The organism is Mycolicibacterium austroafricanum, assembly GCF_000612725.1.
Lineage (GTDB): Bacteria > Actinomycetota > Actinomycetes > Mycobacteriales > Mycobacteriaceae > Mycobacterium > Mycobacterium austroafricanum.
Genome location: NZ_HG964451.1, coordinates 348,798 through 366,609, shown reverse-complemented (window position 1 = coordinate 366,609; position 17,812 = coordinate 348,798). Strand labels below are relative to the sequence as shown.

General features: G+C 68.6%; 16 protein-coding genes. 9 read left to right on the top strand and 7 right to left on the bottom strand.

What is annotated here, in order from left to right; translation table 11 throughout:
* The first annotated feature begins 97 nt into the window (after positions 1-97).
* The 3 genes from BN976_RS08365 to guaA all read left to right on the top strand — a co-directional run bounded on the left by BN976_RS08365 (position 98) and on the right by guaA (position 4,523).
* Positions 98-1,834, top strand: coding sequence for a GMC oxidoreductase (locus BN976_RS08365; RefSeq protein ID WP_036369891.1), 1,737 nt, complete (start codon positions 98-100; stop codon positions 1,832-1,834).
* A gap of 265 nt (positions 1,835-2,099) precedes the next feature.
* Positions 2,100-2,780, top strand: coding sequence for a response regulator transcription factor (locus tag BN976_RS08360; protein ID WP_036369890.1), 681 nt, complete (start codon positions 2,100-2,102; stop codon positions 2,778-2,780).
* Positions 2,781-2,954: 174 nt separating this feature from the next.
* Positions 2,955-4,523 (top strand): glutamine-hydrolyzing GMP synthase, encoded by a 1,569-nt coding sequence (gene guaA, locus BN976_RS08355; protein ID WP_011778773.1) that lies wholly within the window; start codon positions 2,955-2,957, stop codon positions 4,521-4,523.
* A gap of 1 nt (position 4,524) precedes the next feature.
* On the opposite strand, the gene BN976_RS08350 is transcribed toward guaA, so the two are convergent.
* From BN976_RS08350 to BN976_RS08330, 5 genes are read right to left on the bottom strand one after another with little or no spacing between them, the layout of a single operon-like run.
* Positions 4,525-5,088, bottom strand: a complete 564-nt coding sequence (locus BN976_RS08350; RefSeq protein ID WP_036369888.1) for a TenA family protein — start codon at positions 5,086-5,088, stop codon at positions 4,525-4,527.
* A gap of 18 nt (positions 5,089-5,106) precedes the next feature.
* Positions 5,107-5,973, bottom strand: coding sequence for a MerR family transcriptional regulator (locus BN976_RS08345; RefSeq protein ID WP_011778775.1), 867 nt, complete (start codon positions 5,971-5,973; stop codon positions 5,107-5,109).
* Position 5,974: 1 nt separating this feature from the next.
* Entirely contained in the window at positions 5,975-7,426 is a 1,452-nt protein-coding gene (locus BN976_RS08340; RefSeq protein ID WP_011778776.1) for a flavin-containing monooxygenase, read from the bottom strand.
* 3 nt (positions 7,427-7,429) lie between these two features.
* On the bottom strand, positions 7,430-8,350 hold the full coding sequence (locus BN976_RS08335) for a hypothetical protein (RefSeq protein WP_036369885.1): 921 nt from the start codon (positions 8,348-8,350) through the stop codon (positions 7,430-7,432).
* A gap of 11 nt (positions 8,351-8,361) precedes the next feature.
* Positions 8,362-9,189 (bottom strand): SDR family NAD(P)-dependent oxidoreductase, encoded by an 828-nt coding sequence (locus BN976_RS08330; RefSeq protein ID WP_036370444.1) that lies wholly within the window; start codon positions 9,187-9,189, stop codon positions 8,362-8,364.
* 166 nt (positions 9,190-9,355) lie between these two features.
* On the opposite strand from BN976_RS08330, the gene BN976_RS08325 reads away from it, so the two are divergent.
* The 4 genes from BN976_RS08325 to BN976_RS08310 are packed head-to-tail and all read left to right on the top strand — an operon-like array spanning position 9,356 to position 12,549.
* Entirely contained in the window at positions 9,356-10,063 is a 708-nt protein-coding gene (locus tag BN976_RS08325; protein WP_011778779.1) for a DnaE2-dependent mutagenesis accessory factor ImuA', read from the top strand.
* 1 nt (position 10,064) lies between these two features.
* Entirely contained in the window at positions 10,065-11,633 is a 1,569-nt protein-coding gene (locus tag BN976_RS08320) for a DNA polymerase Y family protein (RefSeq protein ID WP_036369884.1), read from the top strand.
* A gap of 48 nt (positions 11,634-11,681) precedes the next feature.
* Positions 11,682-12,131: a MarR family winged helix-turn-helix transcriptional regulator gene (locus BN976_RS08315; RefSeq protein WP_036369881.1), complete on the top strand. Its 450-nt coding sequence runs from the start codon at positions 11,682-11,684 to the stop codon at positions 12,129-12,131.
* A complete protein-coding gene (locus BN976_RS08310) occupies positions 12,124-12,549 on the top strand; it encodes an organic hydroperoxide resistance protein (protein ID WP_036369880.1) in 426 nt (141 codons plus the stop codon). The genes BN976_RS08315 and BN976_RS08310 overlap by 8 nt, the downstream gene beginning before the upstream one ends.
* Here the strand turns inward: BN976_RS08310 and BN976_RS08305 are convergent.
* Together BN976_RS08305 and BN976_RS08300 are read right to left on the bottom strand one after the other, a co-directional pair.
* Complete coding sequence (locus BN976_RS08305; RefSeq protein WP_036369877.1) at positions 12,536-13,585, bottom strand: nucleoside hydrolase; 1,050 nt, start codon at positions 13,583-13,585, stop codon at positions 12,536-12,538. The genes BN976_RS08310 and BN976_RS08305 overlap by 14 nt on opposite strands.
* On the bottom strand, positions 13,582-15,591 hold the full coding sequence (locus tag BN976_RS08300; RefSeq protein ID WP_109489575.1) for an SDR family oxidoreductase: 2,010 nt from the start codon (positions 15,589-15,591) through the stop codon (positions 13,582-13,584). Before BN976_RS08300 ends, BN976_RS08305 begins: the two co-directional genes overlap by 4 nt.
* Before the next feature lie 55 nt (positions 15,592-15,646).
* Here BN976_RS08300 and BN976_RS08295 point away from each other — a divergent pair, with 55 nt between their 5' ends.
* Together BN976_RS08295 and BN976_RS08290 are read left to right on the top strand one after the other, a co-directional pair.
* A complete protein-coding gene (locus BN976_RS08295) occupies positions 15,647-16,513 on the top strand; it encodes a MaoC/PaaZ C-terminal domain-containing protein (RefSeq protein WP_011778785.1) in 867 nt (288 codons plus the stop codon).
* A 116-nt stretch (positions 16,514-16,629) separates the two neighbouring features.
* Positions 16,630-17,781, top strand: a complete 1,152-nt coding sequence (locus tag BN976_RS08290) for a diguanylate cyclase domain-containing protein (RefSeq protein WP_036369869.1) — start codon at positions 16,630-16,632, stop codon at positions 17,779-17,781.
* Positions 17,782-17,812 lie beyond the last annotated feature (31 nt).

The following is a 17,812-nucleotide window of genomic DNA, read 5'->3' as shown; positions in this document are numbered from 1 at the left end:
CGGCACCAATCTCGTGCAAAACTTCAGCCTCGGCGGTCCCTCAAACTTAGGGTCGCCTCTCTAGCAGGTTACCGACGGGTAAGTTCATACTGGTTCGATGAAGCCTGACTATGACGTGCTGATCATCGGCTCGGGGTTCGGCGGCAGCGTGAGCGCACTGCGGCTGACCGAGAAGGGCTACCGCGTCGGCGTGCTCGAGGCCGGCCGGCGCTACGCCGACGACGAGTTCGCCAAGACGTCGTGGAACCTGCGGAAGTTCCTGTGGGCGCCGCAGTTCGGCATGTACGGCATCCAGCGCATCCATCTGCTGCGCAACGTGATGATCCTGGCGGGGGCGGGTGTCGGCGGCGGGTCGTTGAACTACGCCAACACGCTGTACGTGCCGCCGGAGCCGTTCTTCAACGACCCGCAGTGGAAAGACATCACCGACTGGCGGGCCGAGCTGATGTCGCACTACGACCAGGCTCAGCGGATGCTCGGCGTGGTCACCAACCCGACCTTCACCGACGCCGACCGCATCATGAAGGAGGTCGCCGACGACATGGGCGTCGGCGACACGTTCGTGCCGACCCCGGTGGGCGTGTTCTTCGGGCCCGACGGTGAGAAGACGCCGGGAAAGACGGTCCCCGACCCGTACTTCGGCGGGGCCGGACCGGCGCGCACCGGCTGCATCGAGTGCGGCTCCTGCATGACGGGCTGCCGGTACGGCGCCAAGAACACCCTGCTGAAGAACTACCTGGGGCTGGCGGAGAAGGCGGGCGCGCACGTGCATCCGCTGACCATGGTCACCGGCTTCGAGCAGCGCCCCGACGGTCTGTGGGAGGTGCGCACGGCGCGCACCGGCAGCAAGCTGCGCAGGCGGCGCGGGACGTTCACCGCGCAGCACCTGATCCTGGCCGCAGGGACCTACGGCACCCAGAAGCTGCTGTTCAAGATGCGCGATCAGGGCAAGCTGCCGGAGCTGTCCGACAGGCTCGGCGTGCTGACGCGCACCAACTCCGAATCCATCGTCGGCGCCGGGCGGCTGAAGGTCGGCGACGACCTCGACCTCACGCACGGGGTCGCGATCACGTCGTCGATCCACCCGACACCCGACACCCACGTCGAGCCGGTGCGCTACGGCAAGGGCTCCAACGCGATGGGGCTGCTGCAGACCCTGATGACTGACGGCACCGGACCGCAGGGCACCGACGTGCCGCGCTGGCGGCAGCTGATCGAGACGGCGCGTGACGATCCGCGCGGCACGCTGCGGCTGCTGAACCCGCGCAGATGGAGCGAGCGCACCATGATCGCGCTCGTCATGCAGCACCTGGACAACTCGATCACCACCTTCACCCGCAAGACCCGGTTCGGCTTCCGCATGCTCGACAGCAGGCAGGGCCACGGCGAACCGAACCCGAGCTGGATCCCGGCCGGCAATGAGGTCACCCGGCGGATCGCGAAGAAGATCGACGGTGTCGCAGGCGGCACCTGGGGCGAGCTGTTCAACATCCCGCTGACCGCGCACTTCCTCGGCGGCGCCGCGATCGGCGACAGCGCCGAGACGGGCGTCATCGACCCGTACCAGCGGGTCTACGGCTACCCTACGCTGTCGGTGATGGACGGCGCCGCCATCTCGGCGAACCTCGGGGTGAACCCGTCGCTGTCGATCACGGCACAGGCCGAGCGGGCGGCGTCGCTGTGGCCGAACAAGGGCGAGGACGATCTGCGTCCGGCGCAGGGGGAGCCGTACCGTCGGCTGTCCCCGATCGCTCCGGTGCGCCCGGTCGTGCCGGCGGAAGCGCCTGCCGCGCTGCGCCGGATCCCGATCGAACCGGTCACCTCGACGGGGTAAGCCCCCGGGCGGCCACCTCCCCTGTCGGTCGAACGTACTAATTCGGTCGGGTCAATTTTGCTGCCGGTCGCGGTAGTTCCTAATCTCCTTCTGGGGTTTCTTGTGCAGCGTGCCCGTTGGGCCTGCGCACTCCGTGGGTAACGGAACCGATAATTTTTGCTGCCTCAGTGAGTTTTCGTGTCGGGACTGTCGGGGGGCTGCGTTTAAATACCGGCAGAGGGGCTGACACTTGTCACAGAGTGTCTACTGGGGGAGGTATCGGGGGATGTCTCGCAAGGACGGGGCGCGGCGGGCTGTGCGGATCGCGATCATCGACGATCACGACGTGGTGCACGCCGGGATTCGGGCGTGGTGCGAAGAAGCCGACCCGCCCATCGAACTGGTCGGCAGTTTCCTGCGGCCGTCCGAGTACTTCTCGAAGTACCCGACGGCCACTGATCAGGTCGACGTGGTGTTGTTCGATGTGCAGATCGAGGGCAATCGGCCCGACTTCGACACGCTGTCGAAGCTCGCGGAACGGGATCAACCGGTCGTCGTCTACTCGCACATCACCACCGACGAGGTGATCCTGACGTCCCTGGATCTCGGGGCGATCACCTACCTGGTGAAGTCGGAGGGCAGACGCCACCTGATCGAGGCGATCCACGCCGCTCACACCGGCACGCCGTACGTCGGTCCGCGCATGGGCAACGCCATGCTCAACGACAGCACCGTGGGGCGCATCAAGCTCACCGATCGGGAGAAGCAGGTCCTGGTGGCCTGGTTCCAGACCGAGAGCAAGGACCTGGTCGCCAAACGGTTGTTCATCGCGCCGAGCACCGTGCGCACCCATCTGCAGCGGGCGCGCGCGAAGTACGCCGGCGTCGGCCGGCCCGCCCCGACGAAGTCGGCGCTGCTGGCGCGGGCCATCGAGGACGGGATCCTCAGCCTCAACGACCTCTACTGACCCGAATCGGTCGTTCGACTGACAGACAGCCTCGACCGCCGCGGGCTAGCGTGGCCATTGCTCGGGGGAGTCAACGTGATCGCCGGTGGTCGGGGCGAATCGGCTTCAAGGGGGTAGGCCGAACCGCCTCACCACCGGCGATCACGTTGGCCGGGCACTCACTAGACTGACCCGGTGGAATCTGCAACCCCCCGCCCGGTCCTGGTCGTCGACTTCGGCGCGCAGTACGCGCAGCTGATCGCCCGACGCGTGCGCGAGGCGCGGGTGTTCTCCGAGGTCATCCCGCACACCACCTCCGTCGAGGAGATCAAGGCGCGCAACCCGCGCGCGGTCGTGCTGTCGGGTGGGCCGGCCAGCGTGTATGCCGACGGCGCGCCCCAGCTCGATCCCGCTCTGTTCGACCTCGACGTCCCGGTGTTCGGCATCTGCTACGGATTTCAGGCCATGGCGCAGGCGCTGGGCGGCACCGTCGCGCACACCGGCACCAGCGAGTACGGTCGCACCGAGCTGAAAGTCGCTGGCGGGCAACTGCATACCGATCTGCCCGAGACCCAGCCGGTGTGGATGAGCCACGGCGACGCGGTGACGGCCGCACCCGAGGGCTTCGAGGTGGTCGCGACGAGTGCCGGCGCACCGGTCGCGGCGTTCGAGAATCGGGCCAGGCGGCTGGCCGGCGTGCAGTACCACCCCGAGGTGATGCACAGCCCGCACGGCCAGCAGGTGCTCAGCCGGTTCCTGCACGAGTTCGCGGGCATCGACGCCACCTGGACGCCGGCCAACATCGCCGAGGCCCTCGTCGAGCAGGTGCGCACCCAGATCGGTGACGGTCGCGCGATCTGCGGCCTCTCCGGTGGTGTCGACTCCGCGGTGGCGGCCGCGCTGGTGCAGCGTGCCATCGGCGACCGGCTCACCTGCGTGTTCGTCGACCACGGGCTGCTGCGCTCGGGCGAGCGGGCGCAGGTTCAGCGTGATTTCGTCGCCGCCACCGGGGCCAACCTGGTGACCGTCGACGTGGCAGACCGGTTCCTGGAGGCGCTCTCGGGGGTCACCAACCCCGAAGGCAAGCGCAAGATCATCGGTCGGGAGTTCATCCGTGCGTTCGAGGGCGCGGTGCGCGATGCGCTCGAGAGTCAGGACGGCTCCGATGTGCCTGTCGAATTCCTGGTGCAGGGCACGCTGTACCCGGACGTGGTCGAGTCCGGTGGCGGTTCCGGCACCGCCAACATCAAGAGTCACCACAACGTCGGCGGCCTTCCCGACGACCTGAAGTTCACCCTCGTCGAGCCGCTGCGGCTGCTGTTCAAGGACGAGGTGCGTGCTGTCGGCCGCGAGCTCGGATTGCCCGAGGAAATCGTTGCGCGCCAACCGTTCCCGGGTCCCGGTCTGGGCATCCGGATCGTCGGTGAGGTCACCGCCGAGCGGCTGGACACGCTGCGCCGGGCAGATGCCATCGCCCGCGAGGAGCTGACCTCGGCAGGGTTGGATCACCAGATCTGGCAGTGCCCGGTGGTGCTGCTGGCCGACGTCCGGTCGGTGGGTGTGCAGGGTGACGGGCGCACCTACGGCCACCCCATCGTGTTGCGTCCGGTGTCAAGCGAGGACGCGATGACGGCGGACTGGACGCGGGTTCCTTACGAAGTGCTGGAACGGATTTCGACCCGGATCACCAACGAGGTGCGCGAGGTGAACCGGGTGGTGCTGGATGTCACCAGCAAGCCGCCGGGCACCATCGAGTGGGAGTGAGTCACTCGCCCGTCAACGCCATGTCCCAGAACGCCACCTCGTGGGACAGCACCTCGGCGATCAGCTCGTCGTGGCCGTCCCTGGTGGCGAGTTCCTCGAGCGCGCGCACGTAGCCGGCGAAGCCGGGATCGGTCCAGTGCTCGACGAACTCGCGGTACGGGGACGAGTCTGATGCGGCCGTTGTCCACGCCAGCAGATACACCTGCTCGATGACCCACAGCGCGGTGACGGCGGTGTCGTAGGGCGCAGTGTCGAGGCGCTGCAGCAGTTTTCGGTAGTCCGACGTCGCCGGCAGTACGGGCTGGTCCATCGCGATACCGCGCTGCGCCGCCTGCTGGTCGAACCAGTCGAGCTCGGACACCAGTGCGGCACAGCCTCCGGCAAGCGTGGCCTGCGCGGGCCGCGGGGCCCGGGCGAGCAGCCGTGCCTGGAACGTCAGCAGGTCGGCGACGAACACCGCGTCCTGCACCAGCCATCGGTCGAAGTCCGCGTCGGTGATGGTGCCGTCGCGCACATGGGCGAGGAATCGGTGTCGGGTGGCCGCGGCCCAGAGTTCGTCGAGCACGCCCGGAAGGATACTTGCCTACTCGCCTGCGGCTTCGGCGGTCTTCTCGATCATTTCGCCCAGCAGCTGTGCCACCGTCGATTCCACCTGCGATTCGATCGAGAACGCCAGCGTCGCCCCGACCGCGGTCACCGCCTGGGTCCGGAAGCGCACCAAAGTTGTTATCAGTTGCGCGACTTCGACGTCGTCGGGCACGGCCGCACCTGGGTTGATCTTGTCGACCACCTCTTCGAGACCTGCCTGCACCAGGATCGCGCTGATCTGGTCGAGCAGCGGCGTGACCCGCTCGTGGAGGTCGATCAGCTTGTCCAGGGCCACGCCGTACTGCCGGATCTCGGCGAACGCCTCCACCAGAGTGGGGCGCACGATGGTGGCGTGTTCGTCGTCTTCGAGCCGGATGATCCCGAGCGAGACCAGCCGGTCGAAGCCGGCGTCGTCGTCGATCAGTCGCCGTGCGGCGGTCAGTGGCATGCGTTGCGGCTTCTCGGTGGCCCAGCTGCCCGCGATCGCCGACTCGAGCCCGAGCATGTCGCCGATGTCCTTGCCCTGCTCCCACGCCGAGAGCATCTCCTTGACATGGGCGATGTTGTAGCCGCGGTCCAGCAGCGAGGTGATCAGCCGCAGCCGCGTCAGGTGCGTGTCGTTGAACAGTGCGATCCGGCCCACCCGCAGCGGCGGGTGCAGCAGACCGCGGTCGCGGTACACCCGGATGTTGCGTGTCGTCGTGCCGGCCAGGCGCGCCAGGTCGTCGATGCGGTACTCGCCGGAGTCGGCGACGCCGTGCGGCTGGACGGCGGCGTCGAACAGCTGTGACACCGCGTTCTCCACCACGTCGCGTGAGCCTCGGCGGACCCGGCGCAGGATCGTCTGAATGGGGCCGGACATCTCAGGCGACCGCGGTGTAATCCTCGGCGCGGAACTGCATCTGTCGACGATACTGCGTCGCGAAGCCCGGGTACATCGAGGCGTTGAATCCGTCGGCGGTCAGATACCAGCTGTGGCAGCCCGACATCCAGGTCGTCTTCGTCAGCCGCCGCTGGATCTGTGCGTTGTGGCGTTGCTGGACATCGGCACGAACGTCGAGATAGCGCAGGTTCCGGTTCAGGATCGTGGTGATCGCGTCGACCGCGTACGCGATCTGGCCTTCGACGTAGACCAGCAGCGAGTTGTGCCCCGGACCGGAGTTCGGTCCGGTCATGAAGAACAGATTCGGATAGCCGTGGGCGCTGGCACTCTTGTAGGCCTCGGCGTGGCCGGCCCATTCCTGTTGCAGCGAACGGCCGTTTAGTCCGGCGACCGGAAACGGAGGCCCCGACAGATGCACGTCGTAGCCGGTGGCGAAGACGATCGCGTCGAGGTGGTGCTCGACGCCGTCGCTGGTGCGGATGCCGGCCGGGCTCAGCGTGGCGATCGGCCAGTCGATGAGCTTGCAGTTGTCGCGCTGCAGCGCGGGATAGTAGTCGCTGGAGATCAGCATCCGCTTGCAGCCCGGGGTGAAGTCGGGGGTGAGCTGGCGGCGCATCCACGGATCCTTGACCTGCTGCCGCAGATGGGCCTTGCCCAGCCTGGCGACCAGGCCACTCATCGGGGTGTTCCACACCAGCGCCGCCGCGCTGGCCTCATGCCCCCAGTACAGGGCCTGGCGGGCGATCTCCTGGGTGGCAGGAACTTTGGCGAACAGCGCCTGCACCGCCGCGGGCATCGGGAGGTCCAGTCGCGGCAACACCCACCCCGGGGTGCGCTGGAACACCTTGACGAAGGCGGCCGTCTTGACCAGCTCCGGAACGATCTGCACCGCGCTCGCGCCGGTGCCGATCACGGCCACCCGCTTGCCGGTGAAGTCGTAGTCGTGATCCCAGGACGCGCTGTGGATCTTGTGGCCCCGGTAGCTGTCGATGCCGCGGATCTCGGGGAACCGGTGATCGGCCAACGGTCCCGAGGCCAGCACCACCGTCCTCGCCCGAAACTGTTTGCGCCGCTTGGTGGTCACCGTCCACGCCCCGGACTGGTCGTCGAATGTCAGGCCGGTGACCTCGGTGTCGAAGCGGATCAGCGGCGTCAGCCCGTGCTGGTCGGCCATGTCCTCGATGTGGTCACAGATCTCCGCACCCGTCGGGTAGGCCCGCGACCACGACGGGTTCCTGACGAAGGAGAACGAGTACAGCAGCGACGGAATGTCGCATGCCACACCGGGATAGGTGTTGTCCCGCCAGGTTCCGCCGACCCGTTGCCCGCGCTCGACGATGACGATGTCGTCGACGCCGGCCTGCCGTAGCTTGATCGCGGTGCCCAGGCCGGAGAATCCGGCACCGACGATCAGGGTGTCGTGTACGTGCACGGGTCAGGCCGCCGGCTCGTGGGTGAGTTCCTTGAACCAGCTGGGGATCGGCTTGAGCAGTGCCCGGGGATAGAGATCGGACGCCCGGACCATCGCGTTGGCGAGCAGGTGGTAGGGGTGGCGGGGGTTGACCACCACGGCGGCGTGGCGCTTGAGGACCTGATAGGCCGGTACCCGCCACGTGTGTTCGCCGCGTTCGCCGAGGTGTTTGAACCGCAACATCGCCTGGTGCAGGCGCTCGGGTTGCAGGCCCATCGCCACGATCTCGTCGAGTGCGCGGTTCAGCAGCGGGATGTACATCATCGCGCCGATGATCAGGCTCGGAGTGGCGACGGTCCCGACGAACTCGATCGCCAGCGTGCGTGCCTTACGGTGGCCGATCATGTCCAGCACTTCGAAATCGACCACCAGATGCCGGGATTCGTCGTTGTTGATCTTCTCGAACACCTGATGACAGACCGGGTCGTGCACCTCGTCGAGCAGGAACTTCAGCAGCGCGCCGTCGAGCGCCACCTCGAGCATCGGGATCACGGTGCCCAGGATCGACAGCGACATGTCGTCGGCGTAGGTGTCCAGCCAGTCCATCGCCAGCCGGATGTTCACGTTCGGCTCGGGCATCTCCCCGTCGTCGAGCATGCCCCACCGCTTCATCAGCGCCAGTTCGGCGTTGGCGTGCCGCTGCTCCTCGGCGTGGAAGTAGCGGTAGATCTCGGCGATCGTCGGGGTGGGCGCCTTCTTGGCCAGCGCGGCGAAACCTCGCGCCCCGATGTTCTCGATCCAGCACAGGTCGGCCATGAACGCCTTGAGCTTGGGCCGGAACTCGTCGCTGATGGTCTCGGCGCCCGGTGCGTCCCAGTCGATGTCGGCCAGGGCCCACTGCCGGTCCTTGATCTTCGCGAGCATGGCGTCCATATCTATGGCCATGAGAGTCCTCTCTAGGTGGTGATGCGGGTGGCGATACCGGCGGCTCGGGTGAACACCGTCGGGGTGAAACGCTTGACGCCCCAGCCGATCCGGGCCTCGGGCTGGGGCATGCAGTAGAGCCCGCCCCGGTCGAGGGTGTCCAGTGCGCTGCGGGCGACGCGTGCGGCCGGGAACCCCGTCCACCGCATCAGTCGCTCGGCGAGTTGGCTGGTTCCGGTGGAGATCCGGCCCGACTCCACGATGTTGGTCTTGACGAACGTCGGGCACAGCACCGTGACGTTGATGCCGGTTCCGGCGAGCTCGGCGGCCAGGGTTTCCGACAGCGACAGCGTGCCGGCCTTGCTGACGTTGTAGGCGGCCATGCCTGGTGCGGCGCCGAACGCGGCGGCGGACGCGACGTTGATGATCCCGGCGGGGCGGCCGGCTTCCCGCAGGATCGGGGCGAACACGTGGCAGCCGTGGATCGGGCCCCACAGGTTGATGTCGAGCACCCATTTCCAGTCGGCCAGTTCGGTTTCGCCGATGAAGGCCCCGCCCGCGCCGACGCCGGCATTGTTGATCACCATGGTCGGTGGCCCGTCGAACCACGTCTGTGCCTCCCCGGCGAGGCGGTACATCGCGTCGATGTCGGTGACGTCGCACTGTGCCGGCAGCGCACGCCCGCCGTCGGCGATGATCGCGTCGGCGGTACCCCGGGCGGCCTCGACACTGACGTCGCTGCACACCACCCGCCCGCCGCGGCGGGCCAGTTCGACGGCGAACGCGGCGCCGATACCGCTTCCCGCGCCGGTGATCACCGCGTCGGCGCGGTGCGTGCGTTTCGCTCCGAAGAGACCCATCGAGAGCACGAATCGGATACAACCTCCAATGATGACATTTGTCAATGTCACATTTGGCGATGTCATCCGCGGTCTGGTTGACGCTTGTCGGGGGGCAGGTGTTTACTGGCCACATCGAACAAAGTTTCGAAAAACTGATGTGTCGGATGATGTGAAAGGTGCTGCTGTGACGACGCCACCCAGCCTGAACCGGTGTCCTGTCACGCGTGCTGAGCAGGTAGAACAGCTTCGCAAACAGATCGCGTCGGTGTCCAGCAAGGTGGGTGCCGCGCGGCGGATGGCGGCACCCGTGCCGGAGCCGGCCGCGTTTTCTGGGGCTCCGGATTCTTTGCTGCCGAGGCCCGATTCGCTGGCTGAACTGCTTCCCGATTCGTTGCCGCGCGGCACGGTGGCGGTGCTTTCGGGGGCCCGGTCGCTGCAGTTGCGCATGGTCGCGGCGGTGACGGCCGAGGGCGGTCACGTGGCGATCATCGGTCAACCCGACGTGGGTCTGCTGGCGGCGGTGGAGATGGGTGCCGACCTGAGCAGGATCGCGGTCATCCCCGAACCGGGAGCCGATCCGGTCGAGGTGGCCGCGGTCCTGATGGACGGAATGGACCTGGTGGTTCTCGGGCTGGGCGGCCGGACGGTACCGGCCACCAGGGCCAGGGCGGTGGTGGCCCGCGCCCGTCAGCGGGGGTGCACGCTGCTCGTCACCGGTGGTGACTGGCAGGGGGCCTCCGCGCGGCTGGACGCCCGCGTCAGTGGTTACGAGATCGCGGGCGGACGGGACGGGGTGCCCACCCCGGGATGCGGGCGGATCAGTCGGGTGAGGCTGTCGATGCGGGCCCGGGGCCGGTCCGTCGGCCACCCGGCGCGCGCTGTGGGCGGATGAGATGCAGTCCAGGGTGCTGGCGCTCTGGTGCATGGACTGGCCCGCCGTCGCCGCCGCTGCTGCGGCCGATCTGCCCCCGACCGTGCCGGTCGCGGTCACGCTGGCCAATCGGGTCATCGCCTGCTCGGCGGCGGCGCGCGCGGTAGGGGTACGCCGAGGTCTGCGGCGCCGGGAGTCCCAAGCCCGATGCCCGGGGCTGCATGTGGTGACCGCCGACCCGGCCCGCGACGCCAGGCACTTCGAGAACGTCACGGCCGCCGTGGACGATCTCGTGCCACGGGCAGAGGTGCTGCGGCCCGGGCTGCTGGCCCTGTCGGTACGCGGTGCGGCCCGGTACTTCGGATCCGAGCAGACCGCCGCCGAACGACTGGTCGATGCGGTTGCCGCGGTAAGTGCCGAATGTCAGGTCGGGGTCGCCGATCAGCTGCCCACCGCGGTCTTCGCCGCCAGGGCGGGCCGGATCATCGACGCGGGGGAGGATGCGGCGTTCCTGTCGGGGCTGTCCATCCGCCAGCTGGCCGCCGAGCCGAGCCTGGCGCCCGCACCCCGGGAGGCGCTGACGGATCTGCTGTGGCGCATGGGTATTCGGACCATCGGACAGTTCGCCGAGCTGTCCCGCAGCGATGTGGCATCCCGGTTCGGGGCCGACGCGGTCGCCGCGCATCGCATCGCCCGCGGTGAACCAGGCCGTGGGCCGTCGGGGCGGGAGCCCGAAGCCGAACTCGACGCGGTGCTGAACTGTGACCCACCCGTCGACCGGGTCGATGCGGCCGCCTTCGCCGGGCGGTCGCTGGCCGGTGAGCTGCACCGGAGCCTGGAGGCCGCGGGCGTGGGATGCACCAGGCTGGCCATCCACGCCGTGACCGCCACCGGCCAGGAGCTGGAACGTGTCTGGCGATGTGCCGAGCCGCTGACCGAGGACGCCACCGCCGACCGGGTGCGCTGGCAGCTGGACGGATGGCTGAATCGCCGCAATCCGCAGGACCGGCCCGCGGCGCCGATCACGGTGCTGCGGTTGCGACCGGTGGAAGTGGTGTCGGCAGAGGCTTTGCAGTTACCGCTGTGGGGTGGTGTCGGCGAAGAGGACAGATTGCGTGCGCGACGTGCGCTGGTCCGGGTGCAGGGCCTGCTGGGCCCCGAAGCGGTCAAGGTGCCGGTGCTCAGCGGGGGCCGCGGTCCTGCCGAACGCATCACCTTCACCCCGCTCGGCGATGAGCTTGTGCCACAGGCAGATCCGGGCCAACCGTGGCCAGGAAGATTGCCGGAACCGTCGCCGACGGTGCTGCTCGACGACCCGGTCGAGCTGTTCGACGCCGAGGGCAATCCGGTGCGGGTCACCGGTCGCGGGCTGTTCTCCACGGACCCGGTCCGGTTGCACGCGCCGGGGCGCTCGGGTCGGTTGTCGTGGTGGGCAGGTCCATGGCCGGTCGACGAACGATGGTGGGATGCGGCGCCGGCGAAGACCGGAAGGACCGCGCGGGCGCAGGTTCTGCTCGGCGCCGATCCGGCGCAGGCCCTGCTGCTGTGTTACCGGCGTCGGCGGTGGTACCTCGAAGGAGTCTACGAGTAGCGCTCAACTTGATTGTGCACAATTCAATTGTGGGCTATAGTTCTCGGCATGGCCCCGCTGAGTCTCGACGAGCATCTCTGTTTCGCCCTGTACTCGGCATCACGGGCCATGACCGCGGCCTACCGGCCGCTGCTGACCGAGCTCGGCATCACCTATCCGCAATACCTGGTGCTGCTCGTGCTCGGCGAGGAGGGCGACATCTCGGTCGGTCGGCTCGGCGAGCGGTTGCAGCTCGACTCCGGCACCTTGTCGCCACTGCTCAAACGCATGGAGGCCGGCGGGATCGTGCGCCGCCAACGAAGTGAAACCGACGAGCGTCAGGTCGAGGTCGCCCTGACAACCGAGGGAAAACGCCTGCGGCGCAAGGCGCATTGCATTCCCGAGAAGCTCTTCCCGCTCACCGGATTGACGCCCGAGCAGGCAATCGATCTGCGCGCCGACATAGTCCGCCTCACCGAGGCTCTCATCGACTCCCAGGAAGGGAACCCCCATGGATAAAGTCCTCTACACCGCCGAAGCGCTCGCCACCGGAGAGGGCCGCGACGGCCACGGCCGGACCTCCGACGGCAGGCTCGACCTGGATCTCGCCATCCCGAAGGAGATGGGCGGCACCGGCAACGGCACCAACCCCGAGCAGCTCTTCGCCGTCGGCTACGCGGCGTGCTTCCATTCCGCGCTGCGACTGGTGGGCCGTCAGGAGAAGGTGGACGTCACGGATTCCGCTGTCGGGGCCCGCGTTCAGATCGGGCCGAACGGCAACGGTGGCTTCGGGCTGGCCGTGGAGCTGGAGGTCACCCTGCCCAACGTCGACCACGACACCGCACTGCACGTGACCGAGAAGGCGCACCAGGTCTGCCCGTACTCGAACGCCACCCGCGGCAACATCGACGTCAAGCTCGTGGTCACCGACGACTGACCCCGGCCAGCTGCTGCGCGAACGCGCCCACCCGCGCGATGAACCGGTCGAAGAACGCATCGGGGTCGACGCCGACCCCGATGAGCGCGTTGGGTTCCCGCCCCCAGCGGTGGCTCCAGTCGGCGATCGTCATGCCGCGCGTGAGGGTGCCCGTCAACTCGACGTCCACCGGCGCGGGACGGCATTGCACCAGCGCAGTGTCCAGCGCGACCGCCGCGGCCACCGGGTCGTGCAGGTGCGCGAGGTAGCCCTCGCCCTGGTCGAAGTGGAACTCGAAGTAGAAGCGCATCGCGTCTTCGAGAACCCGGATCACCGGGTTGGACGCCGCCGACTCGGTGCCGCGGGGATCGAGCGCCGACATCGGGGTCGACGTCGAACCCGCGGCGTCGGCCAGCCTGCTCAGCAGCTGCGGGGTCATCGCGACGTTCTCGGTCAGATTGAGCCCCAACACGATCGGGAGATGATCGGCGCCCGACCGATGCCACGCCGCGAACACCTCGGCCGCAGATTCCGGGTCGACGCTGACGTTCCACTCCGCCACCGGCGTGGTGTTCCCGCGGTAGTCGAACGCGCCGCCCATGATCACCAGCCGCCCCAGCAGTCGGGGCAGGGCGGGCTCGGCACGCAGGGCCAGCGCCAGGTTGGTCAGCGGTCCGGTGGCGATTCCGATCAGCTCACCGGGGTGCGCGCGGGCGGCCCGCACCCACGCCTCGGCCGCGTCGTGATCGGTGAGCGCCGCGGTCGGTGCGGGCAGCCGGGCGTACCCGAGCCCCTGCGGTCCGTGGGTGTCCTCCGCGGTGCGCAGCGGGGCCACCAACGGGGTCTCGGAGCCTCGGGACACCGGAACGCCGGTGACCCCGCACAACTCCAGCAGCGCCAGGTTGTTGCGGCAGACATCGTCCACACCGACGTTTCCCGCGGTCGAGGCGATGCCGACCAGGTCGGCGTCGGGACTGCCGAACAGATACACCAGCGCCATCGCGTCGTCGACGCCGGTGTCGACGTCGACGAAGACCGGGTGCCGACCGCCGCTCACCAGTGCAGACCCGGGAGCAGGCGCGCCGCACGCTTGACCGGGCCGGGGACGCGCACGGAGGGCATCGGTCGGCTCGGCCGCTTGGGGCGGCGAACCGGGGCCTGCCGCGGCCGCGAACGGTCCTGCGTGATGCCGCGCGCTGCAGCGGAATCCGGGAACCCCAGATACAGCTGGTGCAGTACACGCCGGGCGAGCTTCGGGGTGAAGTACATACCGACGTCGGCCAGGGTGCCGATCGGGGTGTCGATGCGTGCGGGCTTGTCCACCAGGGCTCGCACCACCATCGCGGCCGCGTGCTCGGCCGAGATGGCCGGGGCCGGGTTGAGCCGCCCCGACGGCGCGATCATCGGTGTCCTCACCAGCGGCATGTGAATGTTGGTGAACGTGATGTGGTCCGAAAGTGTCTCGGTGCCAACGACTTCGGCGAAGGCATCCAGCGCCGCCTTGGACGGGATGTAGGCGCTGTACCTGGGGTTGTTGGCCTGCACCCCTGCGCTGGAGACATTCACGACGTGGCCGAACCGGCGTTCCCGCCAATGGGGGAGCAGCGCAAGCACCATGCGCACCGACCCGAAGTAGTTGACCGCCATCACGCGTTCATAGTCGTGCAGACGGTCGGTGGACGCCGCCACCGAGCGGCGGATCGACCGCCCCGCGTTGTTGACCAGATAGTCGACGTGGTCGAAGCGGCCCAGGATGTCCTTGACCGTGTGCTCGACGGCCGCCGAGTCGGTGACGTCACAGGTGAACGCGTGCGCGTCACCGCCTGCCGCGCGGATCTCGGCGATCAGGTCATCGAGAGCTTCGGCATTGCGGGCCAACGCGAACACCGTCGCCCCGCGGGCGGCCACCGCTATCGCCGCGGCGCGGCCGATACCGCTGGAGGCGCCGGTGATGATCACGTGCTTGCCGACCAGCGGCCCGGCCGGGTCGTCGCGGCGGGCCCGGTCGTGGTCGAGATGCTGCGCCCAGTACCGCCACAGCGCAGGCGCGTACGACGCGAACTTCGGCACGCTGATCCCGGTGCCGCGCAACGCCTCGTCGGTGTGCTCGGAGGTGAACGTCGGGACCAGCTCGACGATGTCGAGGATCTCGGCCGGGATGCCCAGCTGGGTGGCGACCATGTTGCGCAGCACCTTCGCGCGGCCGGTGACGTGCAGCAGCGGCGCGGCGGTGGCGCGGGGCAACGATCCGACCAGCGGGGGCAGCCCGGCGGCCGCGGCGATCCCGCGGTAGATGCCGCGCAGGCCGGTCGTCTTCGGCGCGGTCAGGTGGAAGGTCTGGCCGTCGCGACCGTCGACGTGCATCAGCGCCACGACGGCTTCGACCACGAAGTCCACCGGCACGATGTTGGTGCGGCCGACGTCGGGCAGCAGCATCGGGGTGAAGCCGGGTAGCGCCGCCAGCGCCGACAGAACGCCGAAGAAGTAGTAGGGCCCGTCGATCTTGTCCATCTCCCCGGTGCGCGAGTCGCCGACGACGACGGCGGGCCGGTAGATGCGGAACCGCAGCCCCTCGGCCGAGCGCACCAGCAGTTCGGCCTCGAACTTGGTCCGGTGATAGGGCGTCGGCAGGTCCTGGGCGACGTCGAAGTCGTCCTCGGTGAACACGCCGCGGTAGGTGCCGGCCACCGCGATCGACGACACGTGGTGCAGCGTGGCGCCGAGTCGTCGGCTCAACGCGACGACCGCCCCGGTGCCGTCGACGTTGGCGGCCCGCTGCCGATCCTCCGGCGCGGTGATGTCGTAGACCGCGGCGCAGTGCACGACGTGGTCGATGCGCCCGAGCTCGGCGACGGTGACGTCGCTGATTCCCAGGCCGGGGACGGTGAGATCACCGACCAGGGGTTGCACCCGGTCGTCCCAGTTCAGGGCGAGTCGCTCGAAGCGGCCGAGCGAGTCGCGGCGCACCAGCACGTGCACGGCCGCGGTGCCGGGATCGCTCAGTAATCGCGTCACCAGTCGACTGCCGATAAACCCGGTACCGCCGGTAACGACATAGCGCATGCGGGACATGGTTACCTGTGGCCGACGCCACGTCAACACCGGCTAGTCTCGGGCCATGCCCCTGGACCCCGATGCCATCGGCGCGACGACGCCGCCGCAACTGTTCACCTGGACCGACCGGGACACACTGCTCTACGCCCTCGGTGTCGGCGCGGGCACCGGCGATCTCGCGTTCACCACCGAGAACAGTCACGACGTCGAGCAGCAGGTGCTTCCGACGTATGCGGTGATCGCCTGCTCACCGTTCGCGGCCTCGGCCAAGATCGGTTCGTTCAACTTCAGCCGGCTGCTGCACGGATCGCAGAGCATCCGGGTGTTCGCGCCGTTGCCGCCCGCCGGCAGGCTCAGCGTGGTCAGCGAGGTGGCCGACATCCAGGACAAGGGAGAGGGCAAGAACGCGGTCGTGATGCTCAAGGCGACCGGCAGCGACCCCGACTCCGGGCAGGCGATCGCGGAAACCCTCACCACGCTGGTCATCCGCGGCGAGGGCGGGTTCGGGGGCAGGCCGGGGCAGCGGCCGCCCGCGCCGGAGATCCCCGAGCGTGACCCCGATGCCCGGGTCTCGCTGCCGACCCGCGAGGACCAGGCGCTGATCTACCGACTCTCCGGTGACCGCAACCCGCTGCACAGCGATCCGTGGTTCGCCCAGCTGGCCGGCTTCCCCAAGCCGATCCTGCACGGGCTGTGCACCTACGGCGTCACCGGTCGCGCGCTCGTCGCCGAACTCGGCGGCGGTGACGCGTCGAAGATCACCGCGATCGCAGCGCGTTTCACGTCGCCGGTGTTCCCCGGAGACACGCTGACGACCTCGATCTGGCGCCTCGATTCGGGGCGTGCGGTGTTCCGCACCGAGGCCGCCGGCGCGGACGGATCCGACACCCGTGCGGTGCTCGAGGACGGCGAGGTTGAGTTCTCCGGATAGCAGGTCCGTGACCGGGCAAGTATTGACGCTGGGAAAAGGTTTGCTGGGCTGGTAGCGTTCCCGGTGCACCGGGGTAATTGATCTGGACTTGAGGCGCTTGCGACGGGGGTGAGCGGATGTTCGACGGTTTGCGGAGTTCCTCTGCTGCCGCGATCAGCCCTGCACTGTGGCGGTCTGATCAGTACTACTGGTTTACTGCGGTTCTCGCCGCCCGCGGTATGCAGACCGCCGCCTGCCGACTGGTGGCGCTGAGTATCGCGGCGTTGGGGCTGCTGCCCGCGGCCCTGATCCTCGGCAGTTACGGGGCGCAGGGCCTGCACGTGCGCATCGTCGCGATCGTCCTCGCTGTCGGTTCGCTGGCCATCGCGGCGCTGTGGCTGCGTGATCACTGGCCCACCCGGGTGCAGTCGCTGGTCTGCGTCGTCCTCGTATCCGTCGTCATCGGCGTGTACGCACTGATCGTGCCCAGTCCGACCATGGGTTTCCTGGGCGCCGCGACGTATGTGACGCTCAGTGTGTTCGTGGTGTGCTTCCACGCCACCCGACTGCTGGCGGTGCCGTGGTCGTTCGGCGCCGTGGTGCTCGGCGTGCTGTTCGCGCGCGAGGCGTCGGTCGATCTCGCGGTCGCCGTCTGCGCGTCGGTGTTGGTGGTGCTGCTCAACGTGTTCGTCGCGATGGGTTGTCGGGTGGTGATCAAGCTGCTCCAACCCGATGCCCATCACGGCGACATCGAGCAACTCACGGGCCTGCTGCACAGGGACGCGTTCTACCGTTCGGTGGCCACGCTGCTGGCGTCGCGCAGCCGCAGCGACGACAAGTATCTGGTGGTCGTCGCGGTGAACATCGACAGCTTCTCGCTGTTGCTCGGGCTCTCTGGAGCGCGTGGCGGCAACCGGGCCAGGGTGACGGTCGGACAGGCGCTGCGGGAGACGGTGCGGCACAACGCGATCGTGGCGCACGTCTCCGACGACGACTTCCTCATCGCCGACACCTTCACCACCGCCGACGCGTCACCCCTGGTGGAGCGGATCCGCGGTGCGATCGCAGCGACGCCGCAGCGGCTGACGGCCAGCATCGGTGTGGTGTGCACCCCGCTGCCGCCGCTGGCGGCCGAACCGCCCGACGAGGTCCTCGACAAGCTGATCGGAATCGCCACCCAGGCCATCGAGCAGGCCAGGATGGCCGGCGGCAACCAGGTGCGTTACGTGCTGCGGCCGAACCTCGAAGAGGACAACCGGGGCGATCCGGAAGCCGACAAGACCGCCTAGCTTTCGAACGCTTGTTCGATATACTGTCCGG